An 18,415-nucleotide genomic window follows, 5' to 3' on the forward strand; every position below is an offset into this window, starting at 1 on the left:
GATCTGAGGTCGCAGGCGTCAGCCGACGGGGGTGAGCTCCGACTTGATGATGACGGCGACGTCGCCCTCACGCAGGCTGTCGACCTGCTGGACGTTCTCGGCCGGGATACCCAGGGTCGCCGCGACGGCAGCAGCGGTGTCGCTGCGGTCGGGCACGTACCAGACGGTCGTGACGTCGACGGGAGCGGGGCCGTCCGGGTAGTCAGTGGCCACGGTGTTGCTGAAGCCCTGCGCGTCGAGGGCGTCCTTGCCCTTGCCCGCCTCGCCGCCGATCCCGCTGTCGTTCAGCACGCGCACGTACGCGCTCGGGTCGGCAGCGGCCATGAGCGTCGCGAGGTCGGGAGCCGCGGGCGTCTCCTCGACGGGCGGTTCCTCCGTGGCCGGGGGCTCCTCCTCCGCCGGAGGCTCTTCCGTCTCCTCGGCGGGTGGCGCCTCGGTTTCCTCCGCGGCGGGGTCCGTGGACTGCGCCTGCGGCGGGTTCTCGGTCGCTCCGTTGTCCGACAGCAGCGCGACGCCCCCGTACGCGAGGCCGGCGAAGACGACGGCGACCAGCAGGAACGGCCACGTCTTGCTCCACCCGCTGCGCGGCGTGCGGTGCACCCCCACGGGGGAGCCCTGCTGCGCGGGCGCGTCGAACTCGTCGGGCGCGTAGGGGTAGCGGCTCTTCGTCACGGCGACAGGGTAGCCCGGTCAGGCCCGTTGGCTAAACGCCCAGTTCGCCCGGACTTCACGGGCGACGGCGCTCCGCACGTCAGAGGCCTTCGAGCCGGCGGGCCGTGCGAGCCCGCTGCCTGGTGGAACGCATCCGGCGCAGCCGCTTGACGAGCATCGGGTCGTGCGCCAGCGCCGCCGGGGAGTCGATGAGCGCGTTGAGCACCTGGTAGTAGCGCGTCGCGGTCATGTCGAACAGCTCGCGCACCGCCTGCTCCTTGGCGCCCGAGTACTTCCACCACTGCCGCTCGAACGCCAGGATCTCCTGGTCCCGCTCGCTCAGGCCCGACGCCGAGCCCTCCTGGACGGTCGGGTCGCCGACCCCGTCGGGTCCGTCGAGCACGTACGCCGCCTCGCTCATCGTTCCCTCCCTGCACTCTCTCGTCACGGGACCTGCGCACCCCGGTGCGCCCGGCCGCCTCTCAGCGTACGCACGAACCACACGGGTGTCATTCGTCCTCGCCGGAGTCGCCGGAGGCGTCCCCGGGGGCCGCTAGGCTCGTGGCCGTGGAGAGCGCACCCGCCCAGCCCGTCGACGTCGACCCGGGCAGCACCCCGGCAGTCACCGATCCGGCGACGGCCCCCCGCCCCCCGCTCGCGAGCATCATGGCGCCCGACTGGGCCCAGGCCCTCGCGCCCGTCGAGCCGCAGCTCCACGCGCTCGGGGACTTCCTCCGCACCGAGGTCGCAGCCGGACGCGAGTACCTGCCCGCGCCGTCGGCGATCCTCAACGCCTTCTCGCGGCCCCTCGCAGACGTGCGCGTGCTCGTCGTCGGCCAGGACCCGTACCCGACGCCCGGGCACCCGATGGGGCTGTCGTTCTCCGTGCAGCCGCACGTGCGCCCGGTGCCCCGCTCGCTCCAGAACATCTTCGCGGAGCTCGCGGAGGACGTCGGCGCCCCGACGCCCGCGAACGGCGACCTCACCGCGTGGAGCGACCAGGGCGTCATGCTGCTCAACAGGGTGCTCACCGTCCGGCCGGGCGAGCCCGGGTCGCACCGCGGCCAGGGGTGGGAGGCCGTCACGGAGGCGGCAATCCGGGCGCTCGTCGCGCGCGACGCCCCGCTCGTCGCGATCCTGTGGGGCCGCGACGCCGCGACGCTGCGCCCGATGCTCGGCGACACCCCCGTCGTCGCGAGCGCCCACCCGAGCCCGCTCTCCGCACGCCGCGGGTTCTTCGGCTCCCGCCCGTTCTCCCGCGTCAACGAGCTCCTGGTCGCCCAGGGCGCCGCCCCCGTCGACTGGACCCTCCCGACCGCGTAGCCCGCCCCCGCCGAGGTAGACCCGTGGTCCGGCGAGGTAGAGCCCTGGTCGGTCGAGGTAGAGGCGTGGTTCTTGTGCCAGACGGCGCGGGGTCGCCCTGGTAGGTCGGGGTGGGTGGTGGTGCCACCACCCACCCCGCCCGGATTCGTCTCACCGTGGTCTGGGCTCCCCCCGGGCGAACCCCGCGCGGCGGGGCTCGTCCTACGCCTCCCCGCGCGATGGGTCCCACGCTTGCGCGCGAAGACGTCCGGGGCGCCGTCGCGTCCCGCCCTGCCGCGCCGCGTCGACCGGTGCGCCGGTGGCGGCGCGGTCCGAGCGCGGGACGGTCCGCCAGACCTCCGAGCGCCAGCTGGACCCGCTGCGACCCGCCCGGTCGGCCCTCCGGGTCATCTGGGCAGCGGCCGAACCCTCACGCGTGGTGACCTGATCGCGATCGGTGACCGGCCGCCGTCAGGCATGACCACGGCTCTACCTCGACCAACCAGGCCTCTACCTCGCGGAACCACGGCTCTACCTCGGCGGACCACGGCTCTACCTCGGCCGACTGCGGCTCTACCTCGACGGACCAGGGTTCTGCCTCGGTGGGGCACGGGACCGACGGGAGCAGAATGGGCGGGTGACGACGCAGAACCCGACGACCACTCCCCTGGCCGGTGACGCCTCTGACGCACACCGACCCGACGACGCCCCGCCCCGCTGGTCGAGCTACCTCGCGATCGGCGACTCGTTCACCGAAGGCCTGTGGGACCCGTACCCCGGCGAGGAGGACCACCAGCGCGGCTGGGCCGACCTCCTCGCCCAGCACCTCGCGGCCCGCCGCGTCGCGGCGGGCGAGGAGCCGCTGCGCTACGCGAACCTCGCGATCCGCGGGCGCAAGCTGCGCTCGATCCTCACCGAGCAGGTCCCCGCGGCGCTGGAGCTCAAGCCGGACCTGGTGAGCGTCGTCGGCGGCGGCAACGACATCCTGCGACCGAACGCCGACGTCGACCGCCTCGCGCGCAACCTCGAGCACGCGGTCTCGCGCCTGCGGGCGGCGGGGATCGACGTGCTCATGGCGACCGGCTTCGACGCGTCGCAGTCGCCGCTCGTGGGCCTCACGCGCCCTCGCGTCGGGGTGTACAACGCGCACATCTGGTCGATCGCGCGCCGGCAGGGCGCGTACGTGCTCGACCTGTGGGGCATGCGCGCGCTCCAGGACTGGCGCGTGTGGTCGGAGGACCGCATCCACCTCACGCCCGAGGGTCACCGGCGGGTCGCGCAGGCGGCGCTCGTCGGGCTGGGTCAGACGCCCGACGACGCGGCGTGGGACGACCCGCTCGCCCCCTTGCCGCCTACCCCGGCGCTGGACCGGGCGCGGCAGAACGCGCAGTGGGTGCGGACGCACGTCGTGCCCTGGGCACAGCGCCGGATCCGGGGGACGTCGTCGGGCGACGGCCGGCTCCCCAAGGCGCCCGAGCTGTTGCCCGTCCCGCTCGCGCAAGACTGACGCCCCGTCGACCGGGGCACGACGACGCCCCCGGTTCCGCACGGAACCGGGGGCGTCGTGGTGGAGCCGCCTGTCGGGTTCGAACCGACGACCTTTCGCTTACAAGGCGAGTGCTCTACCAGCTGAGCTAAGGCGGCGTGCCCGGGCTGCCGGGCGAGCGAACAGACTACCTGCTCGCCCGACGGTCCGGGACCGCGGCCGGCGCCGCGCGCGGCGCCGGCCTGCAGGTCAGCCCTGCGCGGCCGTGACGGCGTCCGAGAGCGCGTTCGGGTCGCTCCAGTTGCCGTCCCAGCGCTCGCCGTCGATCGTGATCGTCGGCGTGCCGAAGCCGCCGGACTGCGGGTTCACGAGGGCCTCGTCCTGCGTCACGAGGCTCGTCGCGGTGGCGGCCCAGTCGCCGTACGTCTCGACGGCGGTCCCGTCGGCGATGCCCGCGGCGACGTCGGCCGGGACGCCGGCCTGCTCGGCCAGGTCCGCGATCTGCTCGTCGGTGAGGGTCGAGACGTTCTCCTCCGGCTGGTTCTGGAACATGATCGCGTTGAACGCGTTCATCTGCTCCGGGGCGCGGTCCGCGATCCACGCGGCGGCCGCCGCGGAGCGGGTCGAGAACTGCTGCGCGTTCGCCATGCGGTCGAGGATCGAGACGGGGTGCAGGACGACGGTGATGTCGCCCGACTCGCGGAGCTGGTCGAGCGTCGGGCCGTTCGTCTCCTCGAACTGGCCGCAGATGGGGCACATGTAGTCGAGGTAGACGCCGACCTCGACCGCGCCCTCGTTCTCCGTCCCGGCCGCGCCGTCGGCGCCCATCGGGATGCCGCCGTCGTCGCGCGACGTGGACGGGCTCGTCACGTCGGCGAGGTTCCCGGCCGCGACGGCGTCGATCGTCTTGTTCTGGTCCTTCATGGCCGGGATCCACACGGCGAGGAACACGCCGACGAGCACGAGGACGCCCGCGACGAGCGCTCCGATCGTGATGAGGCGGTTCCGCTTGTCGCGCTTGGCCTGTGCCTCGCGCAGCGCGAGGGCCTCCGCGCGCGCGGCCTCGCGGCGCTGGGCCTTGGTCTGGGCTTCGTTGCTGGGCATGGTCGTCCTCCGAGGGAGTTCCGAGAGCTGGGATGGGTGGGGTGCGCGCCGACGGGGGTCGCGCGGGCCGTGGGTCCGACGGCGTCGTCAGACCAGGGCGAGCCGCGGCGGCCCGCGCCGCGTGCGCACCACCGCGTCGGCGAGGTGGTGCAGTGCGGCGGGGACGGCGTCGGGCACCGGGCGGACGACCCGCCGGGCACCTGCCACGAGCGCGCCCACCGGGCGGCCCGCGCCCCGCAGGACCCTCCGCAGCGCCCGCGCCGCGCCGGTCACGACCGCCCGGGAGCGGTCGTGGGCGCGCCGCGCCCACGTCGACACGCCCCACGCGACCACCGCGGCCGCGACGTGCGCGACGACGACGGGCAGCGCGAGCACGCCGACCACGGTGACCATGGCGGCGGGGTCGCCGCCGAGCGCGGTGCCGGACGGGCAGTCCGGGGTCTCGTGGACGAGCGCGAGGTGCATCCCGGCGACCCCCCACGCGCCCGGCACCGTGACGCACTGGTGCACGACGGCGTACCCGCGGTCGGCGAGCTGCGTCACCAGGGCGGCGAGGAGCGTGAGGAGCAGGAGGGCGGGGCCGAGCAGCCGGCCGGTCACGGGCACGACGGACGTGCGCGTCACGCCGCGCGACCACGCGCGCGGCACCGTCGTCCGGAGCACGGCGCCCATCCTACGCATGCGTGCTGGTAGCGGGCTGGGAACGCCCAGGACGGGCCCACGAGTGGTCCCCGGTGCCGGCACTCCCGCTCAGCGCAGCGACGGCGGCCCGGGGAAGGGCCACCACGTCACCTCGGGGTCGCCGGCGAGGAGCACGACGCACAGGACCGTGAGGGCGAGCCCGACGCCCACGAGCACGAGGGTCCCGGTGCGGCCCGGGGCGAGCCGCGCGAGCGCGGTGCGCGTCCCGTAGCGCGTGAGGTGGGTCAGCGGCCCGGCCCACGCGAGCACGACGGCCGCGAGCGATGCCAGGCCCAGGATCACGGTCGTCACGACCGGCGAGTTCCCGCCGTCGGCACCCTCGACGACGACCCAGCGGTCGGACTCCAGGAGCCACCACCCGGCCACGACGACGAGCACGCCGGCGCACGCCGCGACGAGCAGCGACGGGAGCGCCCCGACCGCGGCACGCACGACGTACCAGGGCGACGCCGCGACGGCCCGCACGGTGTCGCGTGGCGAGACCCCGCGCCGCTCGCGGCGCGCGTGGAGGGACTCGGTGGTCACGCCCACGATCCGCGCGAGGACGACGAGCACGGAGAGCACCACGAACGCGACGCCCGGGTGGAGCATGCCGAGCAGGACGAGCGGGGCCGCGAGGAGGAGCAGAGCGGTGCGGCGCGGGGCGGGCACGGGCCGGAGGTACAGCGGTTCGCCGTCCTCCCCCACGGGCGGCGCGCCGAGGTCGTCCATGAGGTCGTGGTCCGTCGGGACCGCCATGGTGCGGCCGTCGTTGACCTGGGACTGCGACGTGGGCAGGGGCGGTGGCACGACCTGCGCCGCGCCGGTCCAGGCCTGCGCGCCGGTGCCGCCCGGCACGACGGCGACGGGGGGCACGACCCGCGTGGGACCGGTGGGCGGCCCGACGACCTGGGTCGCGGGGGCGAGGTCCCCCGTGTCGGCGGCGTGCCGCAGCGCGGCCACGACCTCGGTCGGGCCGAGCCGCTGCGCGGGGTCCGCGTGCAGGGCCCCGGCGAGCACGCGCGCCGTGACGGGCCCGAGGCCGGCGAGGTCGGGCCGCCCGCTGCGGGCGCGGGCCAGGACGACGTCGGTCGGCCGCACCCCGAACGGGGCACGACCCGTCGCGGCGTAGGCGAGGAGCGCCGCCCAGCCCCACCAGTCGCTCCCGACGCTCGGGGCGGCGCCCTCCAGGAGCTCGGGCGCGAGGTAGCCGGGCGTGCCCATGACGAGGCCGGTCGACGTGACGCGCGCATCCTCGAGGCCCTGCGCGATCCCGAAGTCGATGAGCACGGGGCCGCGCGAGGAGACCATGACGTTGCTGGGCTTGAGGTCGCGGTGCACGACCCCCGCCGCGTGCACGGACTCGAGCGCGGCCGCGAGCTGGTCGGCCAGCTCGTAGAGGTCCCACGCGTCGAGCGGGCCGCCCTCGGCGACCTCGTCCTCGAGGGTCGGGCCGTCGACGAGCTCGGTGACGATGAACGCGTCGGGGCCGTCGAGCTCGACGTCCAGGATCTGCGCGACGGCGGGGTGCCGGAGGCGCTGGAGGGCGAGCGCCTCGCGCCGCAGGCGCTCGCGACCCTGGGCCGCGGCGTCGAGGTCGACGTGGGCGTGCAGGAGCTTGATCGCGACGAGGTTCCCGCCGCCGTCGTGGGCGCTGTGGACGGTGCCCATGGCCCCCGAGCCGAGCCGCGCGCCGATGAGGTAGCCCCCGACCTCGCTACCCGGTGCGGGCCCGCGCGCCGGGCCGCCCGGGGCGGTCCGCGCGTCGACGCGCTGCGTGGGCTCCTCCATGGTGACAAGGTAGCGGCAGCGGGCCGGTCATCGCCTTCCGGACGTGCCCGGCGGGCCTGGTGGGCGGGTCGGCCCGGGACGGACGGCCCGTCCGCGCGCCGGGCGGGCCGACTACCCTGGGTCGCCCCGGCGCGATCCATCGAAGCTCAAGGAGTAGTCCATTGACAGGCAAAGAGGGATTCGATCTCGTCGTGGTGGCCAACCGGCTGCCCGTGGACTTCACGGTCGGTCCCGGCGGCGACATCGAGTGGAACCGCTCGCCCGGCGGTCTCGTCACGGCGCTCGAGCCCGTCATGCAGGCGTCCGACGGCGCGTGGGTCGGCTGGTCCGGCGCCCCCGACCTCGCGAGCGAGCCGTTCGACGCGGACGACATGCGGCTCGTGCCCGTCACCCTCTCGGCCGACGAGATCGAGCGCTACTACGAGGGCTTCTCCAACGACACGCTCTGGCCGCTCTACCACGACGTCATCTCGCCGCCCACCTACCACCGCACGTGGTGGGAGGCGTACCGGCGCGTCAACCAGCGCTTCGCGGACGCCGCGGTCGCGCAGGTCTCGCCGGGCGGCGTCGTGTGGGTGCACGACTACCAGCTCCAGCTCGTGCCCCAGATGATCCGCGCCCAGCGCCCCGACGTGCGGATCGGTTTCTTCAACCACATCCCGTTCCCGCCCCTCGAGCTGTTCCAGCAGCTCCCCTGGCGCCGACAGGTGCTCGACGGACTGCTCGGCGCGGACCTCGTCGGCTTCCAGCGCGCGGGCGACGCCGCGAACTTCATCCGCGCCGTGCGCCGCCTGCGCGCGCACACGACGCGCGGCCCCATCATCACGGTCCCCGGCGAGGACGGTCGCGACCGCCACGTGCGCGCCGCGGCGTTCCCCATCTCGATCGACTCGCGCCGCTTCGACGAGCTCGCGCGCTCGCCCGAGGTGCAGCAGCGCTCGCGCGAGATCCGCACCGACCTGGGCGACCCGGACATCATGATGCTCGGCGTGGACCGCCTGGACTACACCAAGGGCATCCGGCACCGCATCAAGGCGTACGGCGAGCTCCTCCAGGACGGGCGCCTCGACGTCGAGCACGCGACGCTCGTCCAGGTCGCGAGCCCGAGCCGCGAGAACGTCGACGCCTACCAGGAGCTGCGCGAGCACGTGGAGGGCGCCGTCGGGCGCATCAACGGGGAGTACGCCGAGATCGGGCACGCCGCGATCCACTACCTGCACCACTCCTACCCCCCGGAGGAGATGGCCGCGCTGTACCTCGCGGCGGACGTCATGCTCGTCACCGCGCTGCGCGACGGCATGAACCTCGTCGCCAAGGAGTACGTCGCCGCGCGCTCCGACGACCGCGGCGTCCTCGTGCTGTCGGAGTTCACGGGGGCCGCCGACGAGCTCTCCTCCGGTGCGCTCCTGGTCAACCCGCACGACATCGACGGGATGAAGGACATCATCGTGGCCGCCGCGCACATGGACCACCGCGAGCAGCGCAAGCGCATGCGCCGCCTGCGCCGCAAGGTCCTCAGCGACGACGTCGCGAAGTGGTCGGAGTCGTTCCTCGGCGTCCTCACGGCCATGCCGTCGCGCGTGCCGCACCGCCGGCCGGACGACGTCGGCCAGGACGAGGCGCAGGCGGACCTCGCCGCGGAGGCCGGCGCGTGACCCCGCCCGGCGGCGGCCCCGAGCTGCCACCGTCCCTGCCCCGGGCCGTCGCCGACGCCGTCCGCGCGTTCGCGACGGACGGCAGCGACTCCCCGCACGCCCGGCTCGTCGCGCTCGACTTCGACGGGACGCTCGCGCCGCTCGTGGACGACCCGCACGCAGCGCGCATGGCGCCCGCGGCACGGGCCGCGGTCGACCGCCTCGGCGCGGTGCTCGCGGGGACGACGACGCGCCTGGCCCTGGTCTCGGGACGCCACCTCGCGGACCTCGCCGAGCGCAGCGAGCCGCCCGTCGGCACCTTCCTCGTGGGCAGCCACGGCGCCGAGACGGGCGTCGTCACGCCGTCGGGCCTCGAGGCCGTCCCGCTCGAGCTGACCGCGGACCAGGCCGACGCCCTCGCGACGCTGCGTGCGGGGCTCGCGGACGCCGTGGCGGGCCGCGAGGGCGCGTGGGTCCAGGACAAGCCGAGCGCCGCCGTCCTGCACACGCGGCTCGCGTCCCCGGCGGACACGCGGGCGGCCGAGGACGTCGCGGATGCCGTGGCCGAGCGGCTCGGGCTGCACGCGATGCACGGCAAGGACGTGGTGGAGGTCGCCGTCGTCGAGACGTCCAAGGGCGAGGCGGTCGACCGGCTGCGGGACGTCGTCGGGCACGACGCGGGGCTCCCGGACTCGCGGACACGCGTGCTGTACGCCGGGGACGACACCACGGACGAGACCGCGTTCGCCGTCCTCGGCCCCGGCGACCTGGGGGTGAAGGTCGGGGACGGCGAGACCCGGGCGGGCTCGCGGGTGCCCGACGCCGACGGGCTGGCCGCGGCGCTCGACCTGCTCGCCGACCTGCTGGCTCGCGCGGAGGGCTGACGGGGCGGGTCACGGACCGCCGCGAAACCGCTACCCGATCGTGACCGGCTCTGTGACGAAGCACTCAGAAGCCGGAGTAGTATCGGGTCCACGATGACGTCGGGTCCCCTGCTCGAACCAGAGGGGGTCCGACTTCTTCTGTGTCGTCGAAGACACGCTCGTCCGCCATCGCGAACAGCTACGTCGACGTGGCACGTCACTGCACAACGGATCGTCCGGCACGTACCTGCCGGTGGAGGGATGTACCAGTCATGGCTACGGTCACCTACGACCACGCAACCCGGCTCTACCCCGGGACCGAGCGTCCCGCTGTGGACCAGCTCAACCTGCACATCGAGGACGGCGAGTTCCTCGTCCTCGTCGGCCCCTCGGGCTGCGGCAAGTCGACCTCGCTCCGCATGCTCGCGGGCCTCGAGGACGTCAACGGCGGACACATCTACATCGGCGACCGCGACGTCACGGACGTCCAGCCGAAGGACCGCGACATCGCGATGGTCTTCCAGAACTACGCGCTGTACCCGCACATGTCCGTCGCGGACAACATGGGCTTCGCGCTGAAGATCGCCGGCACGCCGAAGGCGGAGATCCGCCAGCGCGTCGAGGAGGCCGCGAAGATCCTCGACCTCACCGAGTACCTCGACCGCAAGCCGAAGGCGCTCTCCGGTGGTCAGCGTCAGCGTGTCGCCATGGGCCGCGCGATCGTCCGCCAGCCGCAGGTGTTCCTCATGGACGAGCCGCTGTCGAACCTCGACGCCAAGCTCCGCGTCCAGACCCGTACGCAGATCGCGTCGCTCCAGCGCCGCCTCGGCGTCACGACGGTCTACGTCACGCACGACCAGACCGAGGCCCTCACCATGGGTGACCGCATCGCGGTCCTCAAGGACGGCCTGCTCCAGCAGGTCGGTACGCCGCGCGAGATGTACGACACCCCGGCCAACGTCTTCGTCGCCGGCTTCATCGGCTCGCCGGCCATGAACATCGGCACGTTCGTGGTCAAGAACGGCGTCGCCGAGGTCGGCCCGGCCCGTCTCACGCTCGAGCGCGAGACGGCCGCGAAGATCACCGAGGCGGACAACGGCAAGGTCACCATCGGCTTCCGCCCCGAGTCGCTCGACGTCGTGTCGCAGGCCAACGAGAGCGCCTTCCCGGTCGAGGTGAACATCGTCGAGGAGCTCGGCTCCGACGCGTTCGTCTACGGCACGCTGAAGGGCGAGCTGGCCTCGCAGGCCGACGTCCACTCGGGCGCCGGCGACAACCAGGTCATCGTCCGCGTCGACCCGCGCAACGTCCCGGCCAAGGGCGAGCGCATCTACGTGACGATCCGCCCGGGTCACTCGCACGTCTTCGCCGCGGCGTCGGGCCAGCGCATCAGCGCCTGACCTCACGCCGTACCGCCGCAGGGCGGGTCCTCCCGGTCGGGAGGACCCGCCCTGCGGCGTTTCCGGGCGGAGCGCGTCGCGACGGGGAGGTCTCACGGCCGCACGTCGCGCCTTGACAGGCCCATGGGCGACCACAAGACTACTTTTGCACACGCGACACCAGAAGTCGCATGTTCGTCACCCAAAACGACAACGCTGTCAATTGGAGCCTCATGCAGATCCCGCACCATTCGTCTCGCGCACGGCGCCTCGGCGCGGCACTGACGGGCGGCGCGCTCGTCGCGTGCACGCTCGCCGCGGCCCCGGCCGTCGCGAACCCGTCCGCCGAGACCAGCCCCCCGACCACCCTCGCCGCAGCCGAGACGTGCGGCCCGGAAGACGGGCTGCCCGACTCCAAGATCTCCATCCAGCTCTACACGCACGTCGGTGAGCTCGGGGGCTCGGGGACCCCGTCCGCCGAGACGATCGACCGCGTGCTCGGAGAGGTGGCCAACGCGGGGTTCACCAACGTCGAGCCGTACAACCAGCCCTACTCCATGCCCGTCGAGGAGTACCAGGCGATCCTCGACAAGCACGGCCTCGCGGTGTCGTCCAGCCACGGGAGCACGGACTGGGGCTCGTGGCCCCAGACCGTCGCGTACGCCGTCGCGCTGGGTCAGGACTACATCGGGACCGGCGGGATGGCCGGCGGCTACGGCACCTACGCCGAGGCGGTCGCGACCGCGGCCTACGTCAACCAGCTCGGCCAGTACGCGCACGAGAACGGCGCGAACAAGATCGTGCTGCACAACCACCAGAGCGAGTTCACCACGCGGTACCCCGACCCGGTGACGGGCGAGATGGTCAGCGCCTGGGAGGTCATCGAGGAGAACACCGACCCGCGCTACGTCACGTTCGAGCTCGACGTCGGCTGGGCCGCCGACGCCGGTCTCGACGTCCCCGCCTGGATCGAGGAGCACGGGGACCGCATCGAGCTGCTGCACATCAAGGACGCCGTGAACGTCAACGCGCCGGGCGACATGCGGCAGGTCGCCCTCGGCCGGGGCGAGCTGGACCTCCCGGCGATCATCGCCGCGGCCGAGCCGTACGTGCAGTACTACACCTACGAGTGGGACTGGGCGCCGTCGTTCGAGACGTCCGCGGAGTCCTACCGGTACCTCCGCTGCTTCGAGTCCGAGGGCGGTGGCGGGAACGAGGGCGACGAGTCGCTCGCGCTGGGTCGCCCGGTGACGGCCTCCAGCATCGACGAGGCCGGTCACGAGGCCGAGAAGGCGGTCGACGGCAACGCCGGCACCCGCTGGAGCAGCGCGTGGAACGACCCGGAGTGGATCGCGGTGGACCTCGGCGCGAGCTACGACCTCAGCAAGGTCGTGATCGACTGGGAGACCGCGTTCGGTTCGGGGTACCAGATCCAGACGTCGCCCGACGGCGAGACCTGGACCACGGTGCACACCGTGGCCGACGGTGACGGCGGGTACGACGAGCTGGACGTCGCGGGCACGGGCCGCCACGTGCGCCTCTACCTCACGGAGCGCGCGACGCAGTGGGGCTTCTCGCTCTACGAGCTCGAGGTCTACGGCACCCCGAGCGGGCAGCTCGACCTCGACGTCACGGTGCAGGCGCGGTGCCTCGCCGGCCAGGCGTACCTCGCCGTCCGCGCCACGAACGGCGAGGACTCGCCGGTCGACGTGACCCTCGCAACGGCCTACGGCACCCGCGAGTTCGCCGACGTCGCCCCGGGCAAGAACGCGTACCAGTCGTTCGCGGTGCGCTCGGCCTCGGTCGAGAGCGGGTCGGTGACCGTCACGGGCGCCGCGACGGTCGACGGCGAGGACGTCACCTCGACGTTCGACGTCGACCACGACGCGCTCGCCTGCTCCTGATCTCCTCCCGTCCCTCGTTGCGGGGCGCGCCCGACCTCACGGGTCGGGCGCGGCCCCGCACGGCGAGCCGGGCACCGAGCCGACGCCGGAGCGAGGGGTGGGGCGGGTCGTGGTGGGTGATGACGAGACGAGCCGGGAGCCGCGAGGAACCAGCGGCGGACGGTGGACCCGCCCCGCCCCTCGCGCAGTCGTCGGCGGAAGCACCGCGACCGTACGGCCCCTCGCGTCGACCATGGACAATGGACCCGTGACGGTGCACAACCTGCAGATCACGGCGTCGGCCCCCGACCCGGCCCTCCTCGACCTGCCCTGGGACATCCCGCTCGAGGAGTGGCCGGCCGAGACCCTCGCGGCGCTGCCGCGCGGTATCTCCCGGCACATCGTGCGGTTCGTCCGCCTCTCCGGGCGCGTCATCGCGATCAAGGAGATCGGCGAGACGGTCGCGTACCGCGAGTACGAGCTGCTCCGCCAGCTCCGCCGGCTCGAGGTGCCGAGCGTCGTCCCGGTGGGGGTCATCACCGGGCGCCAGGACGCCGACGGCGAGCGGCTGGAGGCGGTGCTCATCACGGAGCACCTCCAGTTCTCGCTCCCCTACCGCGCGCTGTTCAGCCAGTCCCTGCGCCCGGACACCGCGACGCGACTCATCGACGCGCTCGCCGTGCTGCTCGTGCGCCTGCACCTGATCGGGTTCTACTGGGGCGACGTGTCGTTGTCGAACACGCTGTTCCGGCGCGACGCCGAGACGTTCGCGGCGTTCCTCGTGGACGCGGAGACGGGCGACCTGCACCGCGAGCTCTCCCCCGGCCAGCGCTCGTACGACGTCGACCTCGCGCGCACCAACATCATCGGCGAGCTCATGGACCTCTCCGCGGGTGAGCTGCTCGACGAGGACGTGGACGAGGTCGCGATCGGGGACGCGCTCGTGGCGCGCTACGAGGAGCTGTGGGCCGCGCTGACGACGTCCGAGTCGTTCGACGCGAACGAGCGGTGGCGCGTCGCGGCACGCATCGAGCACCTCAACAACCTCGGGTTCGACGTGGACGAGCTCGCGATCACAACGGACATCGACGGCACGACCGTGCAGATCCAGCCGAAGGTCGTCGACGCGGGGCACCACTCGCGGCGCCTGCTGCGCCTCACGGGCCTCGACGTGCAGGAGAACCAGGCCCGCCGCCTGCTCAACGACCTCGACTCGTTCCGGGCCGCGGCGGAGCGGCAGAACGACGACGAGGAGTTCGTCGCGCACGACTGGCTGAGCGGCGTGTTCGAGCCCACGATCCAGGCCGTGCCCCGCAACCTGCGCCGCAAGCTCGAGCCGGCGCAGCTCTTCCACGAGATCCTCGACCACCGCTGGTTCATCTCCGAGCGCGCGGGCCGCGACGTCCCGATGGCCGAGGCGACCCAGTCGTACGTCGAGAACGTCCTGCGGCACCGGCCGGACGAGAAGGCGATCCTCGGCCTCGCACCGGGCGAGAAGGACCCCGAGTACTACGGCTGACACCGCTCACGCAGGGAGACGTCAGCGCCCCACCGGTCCGCGGACCGGTGGGGCGCTGCGCATGCGGTGAGTCCTCCCGCGCTCAGGCCTCGCGGCGCAGGCGCGCGACCTCGTAGAGCGAGATGCCCGTCGCGACGGCGGCGTTGAGCGACTCGGTGTCCGACCCGATGGGGATGGACGCGACGACGTCGCACGCCTCGCGCACGAGGCGGGAGAGCCCCTTGCCCTCGGACCCGGCCACGACGACGAGCGGCTCGGTCGCGAGCTGGAGGTCGCCGATCGCGGTGTCGCCGCCGGCGTCGAGCCCGACGACGAAGCAGCCCGCCTTCTTGAGCTCACCGAGAGCGCGGACCAGGTTGGTCGCGCGCGCGACGGGCACCCGGGCGGCGGCGCCGGCCGAGACCTTCCACGCGGACGCCGTGACGCCCGCGGCGCGCCGCTCGGGGACGAGCACGCCGTGTGCCCCGAACGCGCCCGCCGAGCGCAGCACGGCGCCCAGGTTGCGGGGGTCCGTCACGCCGTCGAGCGCGACGATCAGCGGCGGACGACCCGACGCCTCGGCCGCGTCGAGCAGGTCGTCGACGTCGGCGTACTCGTACGGCGGCACCTTGATCGCGACGCCCTGGTGCACGGCGCCGTCGGTGAGACGGTCGAGCTCGGGCTTGCCGACCTCGAGGAGGTCGTAGCCGCGCCCCGCGACGATGTCGACGATCTCGCGCGTGCGGTCGTCGGCGTCGAGGCGCGACGCGAGGTAGACCACCTCGACGGGGATGCGTGCCCGGAGCGCCTCGAGCACGGAGTTGCGGCCCGCGACGACCTCCTGCACCGAGCCGCGACCCTTCGGGCCACCGCCGCGCGACGTGCCGCCCTGGGCAGGGCCGCCCCGCGTGGCGCCCCGTCCGGTCGGCGTCGTGGCGCGCTTCTCCTCGGCGACCTTGCGCTTGTGCGCCGCGTGGTAGACACGGTCCTCGGCCTTCGGCGTCGGCCCGCGGCCCTCGAGGCCCTTGCGGCGCTGTCCACCGGAGCCGACGGTCGCGCCCTTCTTGCTGCCGGGCTTGCGGGTCGCGCCGCGTCGTTGTGAGTTGCCAGCCATGGGTGTACCCGTCGTGTCGTGGTCAGGTCGGTCGGTGTCGATCAGGTGGATCGACACCGGTCCGGTCGGTCAGGTCGGTCGGTTCGTGCGAGCGGGCGTGTGTGCGCCACCGAGTCCAGTGTCCCTCAGACGCCGCGCCGAGGTAGAGCCGTGGTCCACCGAGGTAGAGGCCTGGTCACGACCACGCCTCTACCTCGCGGCACCGGGCCTCTACCTCGCGGAGATGGTCGTCAGGCGAGGGTCCAGCGTGCGCCGTCCGCCGAGTCCTCGACCGCGACGCCCGCCGCGGCCAGGCGGTCGCGGATCGCGTCGGCGGTCGCGAAGTCGCGCGCCGCGCGCGCCTCCGCGCGGGCCGCGAGCTCCGCGCCCACGACCGCGTCGAGCACCGCCGCGTAGCGCGAGTCCCCGCGGTCGGCCCACTGCGCGTCGCCCGGGTCGAGCCCGAGGACGTCGAGCATCGCCCGCACCGCGACGAGGTGGTGGCGCGCGACGGCGTCGGCGGCGGTCGTGCGGTCCGCGAGCGCCGCGTTCCCCGCGCGCAGGTGCTCGTGCACGACGGCGAGCGCCGCGGGCACGTTGAGGTCGTCGTCCATCGCCGCGGTGAACGCGGTCGGCAGCTCGGCCTCGGTCACGTCGCCGACGTCGCCCACGCGCTCGGTCGCACGCTCGACGAACCCGGCGAGCCGCTCCCACGTCGCCTCGGCCTCGACGACCGTCGCGGGCGTCCACTCCAGCATCGAGCGGTACTGGACGGACCCGAGGGCGTAGCGCAGCACGGCCGGGCTCGTCGTCGCGAGGACCTCGCGCACGAGCAGACCGTTGCCGAGCGACTTGCTCATCTTGGCGCCACCCTGCGTGACCCACGCGCTGTGGAGCCAGTGCTGCGCGAACCCGTAGCCCGCGGCGCGCGACTGCGCCTGCTCGTTCTCGTGGTGGGGGAAGCGCAGGTCGAGCCCGCCGCCGTGGATGTCGAACGTGTCGCCGAGATACCGGCGCGCCATCGCGGAGCACTCGAGGTGCCAGCCGGGACGGCCGCGGCCGAAGGGCGTGGGCCAGGACGCGGTCTCCGGCTCGCCGTCCTTGGGGGCTTTCCAGAGCGCGAAGTCGCGCGGGTCGCGCTTGGCGGCGGCCTCCTCCGCGTCCGCGGGGACGTCGTCGGGCACGGGGTTGAGGTCCTCGAGGCGCTGGTTGGTCAGCGAGCCGTACTCGGACCAGGAGCGCACGTCGAACCACACGTCGCCCGGGCCGGTCGTGTACGCGTGCCCGCGCTCCACGAGGCGCTCCATGAGCTCGACCATGTCCGGGACGTGCCCGGTCGCGCGCGGCTCGTACGTGGGCGGCAGGACGCCCAGCGCGTCGTACGCGGCGGTGAACGCGCGCTCGTACGTCGCGGCCCAGGCCCACCACGGCTCGCCGGCGTCGGCGGACTTCACGAGGATCTTGTCGTCGATGTCGGTGACGTTGCGGATGAGCGTCACGCGCGACCCGCCGCGCCGCAGCCAGCGCACGAGCACGTCGAACGCGACGGCGGAGCGCATGTGGCCGATGTGGGGGGCTGCCTGGACGGTCGCGCCACACAGGTAGATGCCGACCTCGCCCGGAGTCAGAGGCACGAAGTCGCGCACGTCCCGCGTGGCGGTGTCGAACAGGCGAAGAGTCACGTCCGCAAGGGTACCGGGGAGGCGCCGTCGCGACCGAAGCGGGGCGCGCCCGCCCGACCGCGGGTCTCGGCGCCGTCCGGGCCGACCGCGTCAGCCGAAGCTCTTGCCCTCGCCGCGGTACGTCGGGACCACGTCGACCACCTCGTCCCCTCGCACCAGGTGCACACGGTCGAACCGCTCCATCACCTCGCCCGCCTTGCCGTGTCGGAACCAGACGCGGTCGCCGACGCCGAGGTCGGGCGCGCTCACGGCGCCCCGGGCCCGGTGCAGCGGCGTCTGGACCTCGCCCGCCCCCTCGCGGCCCGTGAGCGACCAGCCGGGCGTCGCGACGCGTGGGAGGCGGCTGCGCGACGCGGGACCGGACGCGACGTACCCGCCGCCGAACGCCGTCGCCCACCCGGGGGCGGGCACGCGCACCACGTCGAGGCCGAAGAAGGCGGACGGCCGCGGCCGGAAGGACCGGTACTCGTCGAAGAGCCCGGGGACGTACAGCCCCGACCCCGCGGTGACCTCCGTGACGACGCCGTCCGCCGACGACGTCTCGAGCGACCCCGTGCCGCCCGAGTTCACGAGCTCGAGGTCGTGCCCGACGACGTCGCGCACCGCCGCGACCACCTCGCCGCGGCGCTCGCCCAGCTCGAGCACCGAGAGCCGCTTGACCGCGCGGACGGCGAGGCTCGAGTCGGGCATCCCGGCGACCTGGGCCTCGTAGAACATGAGCCCGCGCAGCGCGAGACCGGGCGTCGAGACCACGCGCGCGGCGAGCGACGCGACGTCCGGGGGGTCGTGCAGGGGCGAGCGCCGCGTGCCGAGGTGGACCGTGACGAGCCCGAGGCCGACGCGCAGCGACGCGTCGACGTCGAGGCACACGCGCACGGGCGGCTCGTCACCGGTGCCGGTCTCCGCGAGCGCCTGCCGCACGAGCTCGAGGTGCGCGGCGTCGTCGACCATGAGCGTGATCTCGCGCCGCCCGGCCTCGTGCTGCGCGAGCGCGGCGAGCGCCCCGCGGTCCACGGACGGGTAGCCCACGAGCACGTCGCGGACGCCCGCGTCGACGAGCCACAGGGCCTCGCGCACCGAGAACGCCATGACGCCCTGGAAGCCGCGCTCCCCGGCGCGCGTCACGAGCGAGCGGACGCGCACCGACTTCGACGCGACGCGCACGGGCACCCCGCCCGCGCGTGCCAGGAGCTCGTCGGCGTTGGCGTCGAACCGGTCGAGGTCGACGACGGCGAGCGGCCCGTCGAGGTCCGCGGTCGCGCGCGTGAGCCGGGCGAGCAGCGACGGCGTCGCGCCACGCTCGTCCGCGGCGCGGTCGGCCGTCCGCACGTTCGTCCCGGGTGCCGCGTCGCTCGTCATGGGGAGAAC

At 74.0% G+C, this 18,415-nt stretch carries 15 protein-coding genes and 1 tRNA gene; 7 read left to right on the forward strand and 9 right to left on the reverse strand.

Annotation, left to right across the window (positions count from 1 at the left end; translation table 11 throughout):
• Positions 1-18 precede the first annotated feature (18 nt).
• Positions 19-672: a LytR C-terminal domain-containing protein gene (locus AC6CH9_RS19030; RefSeq protein ID WP_498156294.1), complete on the reverse strand. Its 654-nt coding sequence runs from the start codon at positions 670-672 to the stop codon at positions 19-21.
• Between the two features lie 79 nt (positions 673-751).
• Positions 752-1,072: a DUF3263 domain-containing protein gene (locus AC6CH9_RS19035; protein WP_498156295.1), complete on the reverse strand. Its 321-nt coding sequence runs from the start codon at positions 1,070-1,072 to the stop codon at positions 752-754.
• A 242-nt stretch (positions 1,073-1,314) separates the two neighbouring features.
• Between AC6CH9_RS19035 and AC6CH9_RS19040 the strand changes: the two genes are divergently transcribed.
• Positions 1,315-1,974 (forward strand): uracil-DNA glycosylase, encoded by a 660-nt coding sequence (locus AC6CH9_RS19040; RefSeq protein ID WP_255364939.1) that lies wholly within the window; start codon positions 1,315-1,317, stop codon positions 1,972-1,974.
• Positions 1,975-2,590: 616 nt separating this feature from the next.
• The gene (locus AC6CH9_RS19045; protein ID WP_498156296.1) at positions 2,591-3,460 is read left to right on the forward strand and encodes an SGNH/GDSL hydrolase family protein; all 870 of its coding nucleotides are present in this window, start codon (positions 2,591-2,593) and stop codon (positions 3,458-3,460) included.
• 61 nt (positions 3,461-3,521) lie between these two features.
• Here AC6CH9_RS19045 and AC6CH9_RS19050 read toward each other — a convergent pair.
• The 4 genes from AC6CH9_RS19050 to AC6CH9_RS19065 all read right to left on the reverse strand — a co-directional run bounded on the left by AC6CH9_RS19050 (position 3,522) and on the right by AC6CH9_RS19065 (position 7,015).
• Positions 3,522-3,597, reverse strand: a tRNA-Thr gene (locus tag AC6CH9_RS19050).
• 91 nt (positions 3,598-3,688) lie between these two features.
• Positions 3,689-4,543: a DsbA family protein gene (locus AC6CH9_RS19055; RefSeq protein ID WP_498156297.1), complete on the reverse strand. Its 855-nt coding sequence runs from the start codon at positions 4,541-4,543 to the stop codon at positions 3,689-3,691.
• Positions 4,544-4,630: 87 nt separating this feature from the next.
• A complete protein-coding gene (locus AC6CH9_RS19060) occupies positions 4,631-5,206 on the reverse strand; it encodes a hypothetical protein (protein ID WP_498156298.1) in 576 nt (191 codons plus the stop codon).
• A gap of 87 nt (positions 5,207-5,293) precedes the next feature.
• Entirely contained in the window at positions 5,294-7,015 is a 1,722-nt protein-coding gene (locus AC6CH9_RS19065) for a serine/threonine-protein kinase (protein WP_498156299.1), read from the reverse strand.
• Between the two features lie 191 nt (positions 7,016-7,206).
• Here AC6CH9_RS19065 and AC6CH9_RS19070 point away from each other — a divergent pair, with 191 nt between their 5' ends.
• The 5 genes from AC6CH9_RS19070 to AC6CH9_RS19090 all read left to right on the forward strand — a co-directional run bounded on the left by AC6CH9_RS19070 (position 7,207) and on the right by AC6CH9_RS19090 (position 14,293).
• Positions 7,207-8,670: an alpha,alpha-trehalose-phosphate synthase (UDP-forming) gene (locus tag AC6CH9_RS19070; protein ID WP_498156300.1), complete on the forward strand. Its 1,464-nt coding sequence runs from the start codon at positions 7,207-7,209 to the stop codon at positions 8,668-8,670.
• Complete coding sequence (gene otsB, locus AC6CH9_RS19075; protein WP_498156301.1) at positions 8,667-9,533, forward strand: trehalose-phosphatase; 867 nt, start codon at positions 8,667-8,669, stop codon at positions 9,531-9,533. Before AC6CH9_RS19070 ends, otsB begins: the two co-directional genes overlap by 4 nt.
• A gap of 251 nt (positions 9,534-9,784) precedes the next feature.
• Positions 9,785-10,912 carry an ABC transporter ATP-binding protein gene (locus AC6CH9_RS19080; RefSeq protein ID WP_498156302.1) on the forward strand — a complete coding sequence of 376 codons (1,128 nt, stop codon included), beginning with the start codon at positions 9,785-9,787 and terminating at the stop codon, positions 10,910-10,912.
• Between the two features lie 170 nt (positions 10,913-11,082).
• Positions 11,083-12,795: a discoidin domain-containing protein gene (locus AC6CH9_RS19085; protein ID WP_498156303.1), complete on the forward strand. Its 1,713-nt coding sequence runs from the start codon at positions 11,083-11,085 to the stop codon at positions 12,793-12,795.
• Positions 12,796-13,048: 253 nt separating this feature from the next.
• A complete protein-coding gene (locus AC6CH9_RS19090) occupies positions 13,049-14,293 on the forward strand; it encodes a DUF4032 domain-containing protein (protein ID WP_498156339.1) in 1,245 nt (414 codons plus the stop codon).
• A gap of 82 nt (positions 14,294-14,375) precedes the next feature.
• Here AC6CH9_RS19090 and rlmB read toward each other — a convergent pair whose 3' ends face one another.
• From rlmB to AC6CH9_RS19105, 3 genes are all read right to left on the reverse strand, one after another.
• Positions 14,376-15,386: a 23S rRNA (guanosine(2251)-2'-O)-methyltransferase RlmB gene (rlmB, locus tag AC6CH9_RS19095; protein WP_498156304.1), complete on the reverse strand. Its 1,011-nt coding sequence runs from the start codon at positions 15,384-15,386 to the stop codon at positions 14,376-14,378.
• A gap of 230 nt (positions 15,387-15,616) precedes the next feature.
• Positions 15,617-17,047, reverse strand: coding sequence for a cysteine--tRNA ligase (cysS, locus tag AC6CH9_RS19100; RefSeq protein WP_047233883.1), 1,431 nt, complete (start codon positions 17,045-17,047; stop codon positions 15,617-15,619).
• Between the two features lie 90 nt (positions 17,048-17,137).
• Positions 17,138-18,406, reverse strand: a complete 1,269-nt coding sequence (locus tag AC6CH9_RS19105; RefSeq protein ID WP_498156305.1) for an alanine racemase — start codon at positions 18,404-18,406, stop codon at positions 17,138-17,140.
• Between the last annotated feature and the right edge of the window lie 9 nt (positions 18,407-18,415).

Source organism: Cellulosimicrobium sp. GQ32 (assembly GCF_059758455.1).

Excerpts from the sequence above, each read along its gene's own strand:
- AC6CH9_RS19035 (WP_498156295.1), bottom strand. The coding sequence starts at position 1,072 with ATGAGCGAGGCGGCGTACGTGCTCGACGGACCCGACGGGGTCGGCGAC.
- AC6CH9_RS19055 (WP_498156297.1), bottom strand. The coding sequence starts at position 4,543 with ATGCCCAGCAACGAAGCCCAGACCAAGGCCCAGCGCCGCGAGGCCGCG.
- AC6CH9_RS19065 (WP_498156299.1), bottom strand. The coding sequence starts at position 7,015 with ATGGAGGAGCCCACGCAGCGCGTCGACGCGCGGACCGCCCCGGGCGGC.
- AC6CH9_RS19080 (WP_498156302.1), top strand. The coding sequence starts at position 9,785 with ATGGCTACGGTCACCTACGACCACGCAACCCGGCTCTACCCCGGGACC.
- AC6CH9_RS19085 (WP_498156303.1), top strand. The coding sequence starts at position 11,083 with ATGTTCGTCACCCAAAACGACAACGCTGTCAATTGGAGCCTCATGCAG.
- rlmB (WP_498156304.1), bottom strand. The coding sequence starts at position 15,386 with ATGGCTGGCAACTCACAACGACGCGGCGCGACCCGCAAGCCCGGCAGC.
- AC6CH9_RS19105 (WP_498156305.1), bottom strand. The coding sequence starts at position 18,406 with ATGACGAGCGACGCGGCACCCGGGACGAACGTGCGGACGGCCGACCGC.